General features: G+C 58.8%; 9 protein-coding genes. 5 read left to right on the top strand and 4 right to left on the bottom strand.

Going from position 1 to position 7,674, the window contains the following annotated elements; genetic code table 11:
* Positions 1 to 25: 25 nt before the first annotated feature.
* On the top strand, positions 26 to 1,225 hold the full coding sequence (locus ACTJK9_RS15425) for an N-acetylmuramoyl-L-alanine amidase (protein ID WP_085612442.1): 1,200 nt from the start codon (positions 26 to 28) through the stop codon (positions 1,223 to 1,225).
* On the opposite strand, the gene ACTJK9_RS15430 is transcribed toward ACTJK9_RS15425, so the two are convergent.
* Entirely contained in the window at positions 1,222 to 1,596 is a 375-nt protein-coding gene (locus tag ACTJK9_RS15430) for a glutamine synthetase (protein ID WP_085612441.1), read from the bottom strand. The genes ACTJK9_RS15425 and ACTJK9_RS15430 overlap by 4 nt on opposite strands.
* A 224-nt stretch (positions 1,597 to 1,820) precedes the next feature.
* Between ACTJK9_RS15430 and zigA the strand changes: the two genes are divergently transcribed.
* A complete protein-coding gene (gene zigA, locus ACTJK9_RS15435; RefSeq protein WP_440814702.1) occupies positions 1,821 to 3,026 on the top strand; it encodes a zinc metallochaperone GTPase ZigA in 1,206 nt (401 codons plus the stop codon).
* Complete coding sequence (locus tag ACTJK9_RS15440; RefSeq protein WP_440814704.1) at positions 3,026 to 3,676, top strand: DUF1826 domain-containing protein; 651 nt, start codon at positions 3,026 to 3,028, stop codon at positions 3,674 to 3,676. Before zigA ends, ACTJK9_RS15440 begins: the two co-directional genes overlap by 1 nt.
* Positions 3,677 to 3,680: 4 nt before the next feature.
* Here the strand turns inward: ACTJK9_RS15440 and ACTJK9_RS15445 are convergent, their stop codons facing one another.
* Entirely contained in the window at positions 3,681 to 4,037 is a 357-nt protein-coding gene (locus ACTJK9_RS15445) for an NADH:ubiquinone oxidoreductase (protein ID WP_085612438.1), read from the bottom strand.
* Between the two features lie 24 nt (positions 4,038 to 4,061).
* Between ACTJK9_RS15445 and ACTJK9_RS15450 the strand changes: the two genes are divergently transcribed.
* Positions 4,062 to 5,033, top strand: a complete 972-nt coding sequence (locus ACTJK9_RS15450) for a CobW family GTP-binding protein (protein WP_440814707.1) — start codon at positions 4,062 to 4,064, stop codon at positions 5,031 to 5,033.
* Position 5,034: 1 nt separating this feature from the next.
* Here ACTJK9_RS15450 and ACTJK9_RS15455 read toward each other — a convergent pair whose 3' ends face one another.
* Positions 5,035 to 5,448 carry a DUF3301 domain-containing protein gene (locus ACTJK9_RS15455; RefSeq protein WP_011336644.1) on the bottom strand — a complete coding sequence of 138 codons (414 nt, stop codon included), beginning with the start codon at positions 5,446 to 5,448 and terminating at the stop codon, positions 5,035 to 5,037.
* 117 nt (positions 5,449 to 5,565) lie between these two features.
* Here ACTJK9_RS15455 and pdxY point away from each other — a divergent pair, with 117 nt between their 5' ends.
* On the top strand, positions 5,566 to 6,438 hold the full coding sequence (pdxY, locus tag ACTJK9_RS15460; RefSeq protein ID WP_039765058.1) for a pyridoxal kinase PdxY: 873 nt from the start codon (positions 5,566 to 5,568) through the stop codon (positions 6,436 to 6,438).
* Between the two features lie 68 nt (positions 6,439 to 6,506).
* Here pdxY and ACTJK9_RS15465 read toward each other — a convergent pair whose 3' ends face one another.
* Entirely contained in the window at positions 6,507 to 7,469 is a 963-nt protein-coding gene (locus tag ACTJK9_RS15465) for an IS110 family transposase (RefSeq protein ID WP_221397423.1), read from the bottom strand.
* Between the last annotated feature and the right edge of the window lie 205 nt (positions 7,470 to 7,674).

Genomic DNA, 7,674 nt, shown 5'->3' on the forward strand with positions numbered 1-7,674 from the left:
GCCTTTTTCATGAACAGGCTTTCATATGCACAGACGCCATTTGCTCAACCTGATGCTGGCCAGCGCGGCCTTTGTTTTGCCTTTTTCGGTGTCCGCCACGCAGATACGCAATGCGCGGCTCTGGCGTTCGGATGACAAGCTTCGGCTGGTGTTCGATCTGAGTGGTCCCGTGAGCTACAAAACGTTTACCTTGAGTGCACCGGAACGGTTGATCATCGATTTGAGCGGTGCCAGCCTGAATGGAGATTTCAGCCAGTTGGCCTTATCCGGCACCCCTATTCATTCGATTCGCTCCGGCCATTTTGGCCAAGGGAACACCCGGATCGTGCTGGATTTAAGCAGCCCGGTTCAGCTCAATTCATTCTTGCTGGCGCCTCAAGATGGGCAAGGGCACCGTCTGGTTTTGGACTTGATGAGTGCATCACCGGGGTTGCCTGCGAGCGTTCCACGTGAAACACCTCAGGAAAAATCTCACCCCAAGCGCGACGTCATGGTGGTGGTGGACCCAGGGCATGGAGGAAAAGATCCGGGTGCAATTGGCGCCAAGGGCGAGCGTGAAAAGGATGTGGTTTTGTCCATTGCGCAATTGCTTGCACGTCGGCTTAAGCGAGAGAAAGGCTTTGATGTGAAGCTGGTGCGTAATGACGACTTCTTCGTCCCGTTACGCAAGCGTGTGGAGATCGCGCGTCAGCACAAGGCTGACATGTTCATCTCGGTGCATGCCGATGCTGCACCGCGTCTGACGGCTTCCGGGGCGTCGGTGTACTGCTTGTCCGAAGGTGGCGCTACGTCCGCCACCGCGCGGTTCATGGCGCAGCGTGAGAACGGTGTGGATCTGCTCGGTGCAACCAGCCTGCTCAATCTCAAAGACAAGGACCCGATGCTCGCTGGCGTGATCCTCGACATGTCGATGAATGCAACCATCGCCGCCAGTCTACAACTCGGAAGCACAGTGCTGGGCAGTCTGGCCGGCATCACCACGCTGCACCAAAAGCGCGTGGAACAGGCTGGATTTGCCGTTCTGAAATCGCCGGATGTGCCGTCAATCCTGGTGGAAACCGGGTTCATTTCCAACGCGCGGGACAGTCAGCGCTTGGTGACCGCGCGTCATCAGCAAGCCGTGGCAGACGGTTTGTTTGAGGGGTTGCAGCGTTATTTCCAGAAGAATCCACCTGTCGACAGCTACATGGCCTGGCTACAAGAGCAGAAAGGATCGCGGGTTTAGCAGCCAGTGATCCGGCTGCAGGTGAACTTCGCACTGCTGCCGCCTGAGCTGGAAAACCGGTTGATCGTCGTCCAGCCCACGCGCCGGTTGTAGCCAACCCAGGCTTCCCCATCGGAAGCGATGCCGGTGAAGAAGGTCAGTTGCCCATAGCGGCTGTTGGTTTGCGCCCAATAGCGGTTTCCCGCTTTTTCAAATCCACGCAGGTACATCGTGCTGCCGACGGTGTTGACGCTGTAGGCGTTGCCGTTGCCATCGATGCACGCCAACAAGTTCGCGCTGCGCGTGCAATTGGCGAGCCCCGGCAGTTGTGCTTTGGCATTAACCGCTAGCAATGCCAGGCAGATAAACGAGTATTTCAACGCGGTTTTCATGACGTAACTCGGCGACGACCTGATTACAGCTTCCGGCCCTTTGTCAGTTTGGGCAAGAAGAGAGTGGATTGACTTTGTTGTTATACTATAACATTCATCGGACAAGGCTTTCTGTGGCTTCCATTTCAAGCGTCCGTTTCCTTGGTGACCCCCATCGAAGCCCAAGAACGCTCGCCCCGAGAGCCTCCAGCGCTGTTTAGCGACCGTCTGATGAGGTTTATCCAATGTCTTCCCGACTTCCCGTGACCGTTTTGTCCGGCTTTCTCGGCGCCGGAAAAAGTACACTTTTGAATTACGTACTACGTAACAGAGATGATTTGCGCGTCGCCGTTATCGTCAACGATATGAGCGAGATCAACATCGATGGCAGCGAAGTCCAGCGTGATGTCAGCCTGAACCGTGCTGAAGAGACGCTCGTGGAAATGAGCAATGGCTGTATCTGCTGTACGTTACGTGAAGACCTTCTGGAAGAGGTCAGTCAGTTGGCCCGCGAAGGCCGCTTCGACTATTTGCTGATCGAGTCCACTGGAATCTCCGAGCCGCTGCCAGTGGCCGAGACATTCACCTTCCGTGATGAGCAGGGGCAAAGCCTCGCCGACATCGCACGCCTCGACACCATGGTCACTGTAGTCGACGGCATGAACTTCCTGCCGGACTACCAGGCCGCCGAAAATCTCGCCTCCCGTGGCGAATTCCTCGGTGAAGAAGATGAGCGCTCGATCACCGACCTGTTGATCGAGCAGATCGAATTCGCCGACGTCCTGTTGATCAGCAAGATCGACCTGATCAGCAGTCGCGAGCGGGAAGAGCTGATGGCCATTCTCAAACGCCTCAACGCTCAGGCCGAGATCATTCCGATGGTCATGGGTGAGGTACCGCTGGAGAAAATTCTCAATACCGGTCGTTTCGACTTCGAAAAAGCCGCCCAGGCCCCGGGCTGGTTGCAGGAATTGCGTGGCGAACATGTGCCGGAAACCGAGGAGTACGGCATCGCATCCACGGCCTATCGGGCGCGCCGGCCCTTTCATCCGCAGCGTTTCTTCGACTTCATCGATCGCCCTTGGGTAAACGGCAAACTGCTGCGCTCCAAAGGCTTCTTCTGGCTGGCCAGCAAACCCACGGACGCCGGTAGCTGGTCCCAGGCAGGTGGCTTGATGCGCCATGGTTTCGCCGGGCGCTGGTGGCGCTTCGTGCCGAAAGAACAGTGGCCGCAGGATCAGGAAAGTACCGCCGCGATCATGGAAAACTGGATCGCCAGCGTAGGCGACTGTCGTCAGGAGCTGGTGTTTATCGGGCAGAACATCGATTTCGCACAGCTGTCGTCGGAACTGGATGATTGCCTGCTGACCGATGATGAAATGGCGCTCGGTACTCAAGGCTGGCTTCAACTGACCGATCCGTTTGGCTCCTGGCACGACGAGGTGGCCTGATGCTCGCCCTGAAACCGCTGCCAGGCAGTACACGTCATCAATCGTTCGGCCAGACCCCGCAGGCGCTGGCGGACATTCTTGACGATGAGACCAACCTCGCGGTCTGGCAACGGCAGCTTCCGCTGCACATTGCCGAGTTTGCGGACTTGTTGTTGTCTCTGAACGAACCCTACGCCGAGGCACTGTGCTTGGAATTGCCGGACGAAGACGCAGAACCGGATCTCAGGGGACTGGCCGGCGGTTTTCGCGACCTGGAGGGCTATGAAGGGTTCATCACTGATCTGAAATGGCTGGTCAGTGCCTTCGCGTGCCTGCTGGGCGCGCGGCGAATCGGCTTGCGCTTGCGGGTATTGGACAAGGCCATGTGTCCGCGTTTTCACGTCGATCATGTGCCGGTGCGATTGATTACGACGTACGCAGGTGTCGGCAGTGAATGGTTAAGGGAAGGGCAGATGGACCGTGGGCAACTGGGACAGCCGCAAGCCGAGCCGCAGGAAGCGTCACGGATTCAGCAATTGAATCGGGGCGAAGTGGCATTGCTCAAGGGCGAAAAATGGCACGGCAACGAAGGTTTCGGCCTGATCCATCGCTCGCCACAACCGACGCCGGGAGAGCGGCGACTGCTGCTGACCCTCGACTGGCTTGGATAGCGCCTCAGGGCTTGAGCCACTTCCCCTGGCTCTGGCCCTCGCAATAGGGCTGCAAATACGCCGCATCGGTGGCTATGCCGTAATAGTGGATATCCTGGCGATAAGGCATATTGGCGACTTGCGCGTTGCTGCACACGCCGAACGCGCCGGCGGGGCACTGGTCGGCGTATTGAACCTCGACTTTCTGCCCGGCCAGGGTCGGCTGGCAGAAGCCGTCGTTGAACAGTTTCTCCGGGATGTTGCGGTTCTGCTGGCAGACTTTCACGTCGAGCCGCTCCGCCTGGCTGTGCACCACGCAGGCCTGGGCCAAAGCCTCGCCCGACACCAGCGTCAGCAGCAACGACCATCCCATCCACCGCATCTTCGACCTCCAGAAATCTTGATCATGTTGCAGAACATTCCCACCCACGTCATCGCCGGCCCCTTGGGCGCGGGCAAGACCAGCCTGATTCGCCAGCTCATGGCCCAGCGACCGGCGGGCGAGCGCTGGGCAGTGCTGATCAACGAGTTCGGTCAGATCGGGCTCGACGCTGCGCTGTTGACCCGCGACGCCGATGGTATCGCACTGGGCGAAGTGGCCGGGGGCTGTTTGTGTTGCGTGAACGGTGCGCCGTTCCAGATCGGTCTGGGGCGATTGTTGCGCAAGGCACGGCCGGATCGGTTGTTCATCGAGCCGTCCGGGCTCGGACATCCGGCACAGTTGCTGAAGCAGCTGAACGAGGGGCCATGGCAAGGCGTACTTGCCGTACAACCTTGCGTGCTGGTGCTGGACGCCCAGGCCCTCGCCGCAGGCAAACCGCTGCCGGACGCACAGCAAGAGACCTCGGCCAGTGCGGGCCTGCTGCTGTTGAACAAAGCAGAAAACCTCGACGAGCCCACGCGCGAGCGAATCGCCCGACAGTTGCCACCTGTCCGGCTGATCTGGACGCAACAGGCCATGCTGCCGCTCAGCGAGTTGCCGGGGCTGGCCGTGCAGGCGCAGGCCGGTGTGGATAAGTTGATCGTGCCCCAGGGGCTGGCGCAAATGCCGGCTATCTGGAGCGATCCGGCGCTGCCGATCTGCCTGAGTCAGGCCCAGGAGGGTGGCTGGAGCATCGGTTGGCGCTGGCATCCGAGCCAGGTGTTCGATGTGTCGGGGATAACCCAATGGCTGAAAAGCCTGAACTGGCGCCGGGCCAAACTGGTGATTCACAGCCCTGTCGGCTGGCAGTCAGCCAATGCGCTGGACAATGCCGAGCTCAGCTGGCTGCCCAGTGAATGGCGCAAGGATTGCCGGATCGAGCTGATTTTCGACGAGCCGCAAGCGGTCGGTGAATTACAGGCCGGGCTGGCCCGGTGTCGGCTTCAGGCGAGCTGATTCAAGGCTTCCACTTGGTGTGCTCCTGACGCCACTGGCTCAGCTCGATCACTTCACCACGCGGTTTTGTCACCTCCACCACGGGTGGTGTGTCATCGAACGGTGCCGGGTAGGGCGCCAGTTCAATCTGCGCGCTGTGCGCACCGAACTGGGTGATCGTGCCGTTATGTCGGGTTTCGCCGGTCACGGTAAATTCGAAATTGTAGACCCGAGCCAGACGTCGCCGGCCACTGGCGTCCTTGATCAGACCGATCTTCTTCAGCGCCACGTTACCGTCGAGCAACTCGACGCCGACATTCGCGCAATGCTGTTTGACCCGCTCCAGCGCCCGCTCGCGCAAGCCGTGGTTGTGCCAGAGCCATGCACCGGCGACGGCGAACAGCATCAGCACGAAAATGTTTTCCAGGGTGAGCATCAACACGAAACTCCAAATGATGGCGTCAGCTTAACTGCGTCGCCGGTCTGTCGTACAGGCTGCGTTTCGTCGCATACTGCGCGGCTTGAATTTCAATCGTTTTACGGAAAAACCCGAATGAAACGTACGCCTCATCTGCTCGCCATCCAGTCCCATGTGGTGTTCGGCCACGCCGGCAACAGCGCTGCGGTTTTTCCGATGCAGCGGGTCGGGGTGAATGTCTGGCCGCTCAATACGGTGCAGTTCTCCAACCACACCCAGTACGGCCAGTGGGCCGGTGAAGTGCTGGCACCGCACCGGATCCCCGAGCTGGTCGAGGGCATCGCCGCGATCGGTGAGCTGGGCAATTGTGATGCGGTGCTGTCAGGTTATCTCGGCAGTGCGGCGCAGGGGCGGGCGATTCTCAGTGGCATCGAGCGGATCAAGGCGGCCAACCCGAAAGCCCTTTATCTGTGCGACCCGGTGATGGGGCATCCGGAAAAGGGCTGCAGCGTTCCTGCTGAAGTCAGTGACTTCCTGCTGGAGGAGGCCGCTGCCGTTGCGGATTTCATGTGCCCGAACCAGTTGGAGCTGGACAGCTTCTCCGGGCGCAAGCCGCAGTCGCTGTTCGATTGCCTGGCGATGGCGCGGGCGCTTCTGGCGCGTGGGCCGAAAGCGGTGCTGGTCAAGCATCTGGATTATCCGGGCAAACCGGCGGATGGCTTTGAAATGTTGCTGGTGACGGCCGAGGGCAGCTGGCATCTGCGGCGTCCGCTGCTGGCGTTTCCGCGTCAGCCGGTGGGGGTGGGCGATCTGACGTCCGGTCTGTTCCTGGCGAGAGTGCTGCTCGGTGACAGCCTGGTGGCGGCTTTTGAATTCACCGCAGCGGCGGTGCATGAAGTGCTGCTGGAAACCCAGGCCTGCGCCAGTTACGAGCTGCAACTTGTGCGTGCGCAAGACCGGATTGCGCATCCGCGGGTGAAGTTCGAAGCCACGCCGATCAGCCTGTAAGACCGCGTCGCCCCATTCGCGAGCAAACCCGCTCCCACAGGGGGAACGCATTCCAAATGTGGGAGATTCTATGTTGCAGGGGAACCCTGCAACCTTAAATTCGGTTGGTATTCGCTCTGGTTTTTCATGAGGGCGAATGCCACCCGGCAAAGCTTGCGGGCGAGGATGACCAAGGCTTGGGTTCTGGCTAGACCTCTTGCCAGATAGGACTCATAGAACGGTTTCCAGACAGGGGACCGACAAGCTGCCATAGCTGCATTGTGTGCAAGACGCCGTAATTCCCCGTCACCTTTTTTGCTCAAGTGGCGAGGACTGTGTTTCTTACCTGAGTCTTTTGCCTTCAAGTCCATTCCCAGAAAGGCGATGAACGCATCGGCGCTGGCGAACTCACCTCGCATGTATGTAGTTGCCAGGCCCGTTGCCGTGAGTTCACCAACTCCTTCAATCGCTTTGCAGCGTCTGATGTTTTCACTAATTCCGGCTTCTTGGCTGACTTTACGAAGCAACTCCTGAATGGCCTGATCCAGCTGTTTGAAATGCTTCAACCCATCGGCCAAAAGATCTTCAAGAAGAGGTTCGGTTGACCAGCTCAGCTTGATACTGACTCGGACCTTCATCAGCTGTGCACGCTTGTTAAGCAGACTTTTCAACACTGTGTAGTGCCGCGGTGGTGGGTTCCAGACCCGCAGCCGATGCTGTTCACTGGTTAGATAACGCGCCAGAAGACGTGCATCACAAGGGTCGGTTTTTGCACGCTGACCGATGCTTTCGCGGTAATGGCTCACCCGGTAAGGGTCCACGATGTAAACCCGATGCCCCATACCATGGGCCAGTTCGGCCGTGTCCAGGTGGTAGAGATTAGTGGCTTCCAGGGCGATTGAGCTTTGGGCGGGCAGGGTCTTCAGCCAATGACCTACAGATGTGCGGTCGTTGTTGATGGCCTGGATGATTTTCAGATCTTCGCGATAAACGACGATTTCGGCCTTGGCCACATCGACACCAATCACCGTTGGCGAGGTAAGGATTGTCATGACGAATCCTCGGAGCTAGGGTTTAAGAGCTTGTCGGGGTCTACCGTAGCGCTGGCTTGCCTCTATCGTCGGTTTTACCGATGAATTCCTTATCGGCGCTTTAGGTAGAAAGGGCGGGACGAGAAGTCTCCCACGGTCCGTACTGGCTAGAGTCGGAATCGAGCTTTTAGTCCCGCCCACCCCTTCAAGTCTAAACATACAAGCG

The organism is Pseudomonas sp. 22082, assembly GCF_052046055.1.
Classification (GTDB): domain Bacteria; phylum Pseudomonadota; class Gammaproteobacteria; order Pseudomonadales; family Pseudomonadaceae; genus Aquipseudomonas; species Aquipseudomonas pharyngis.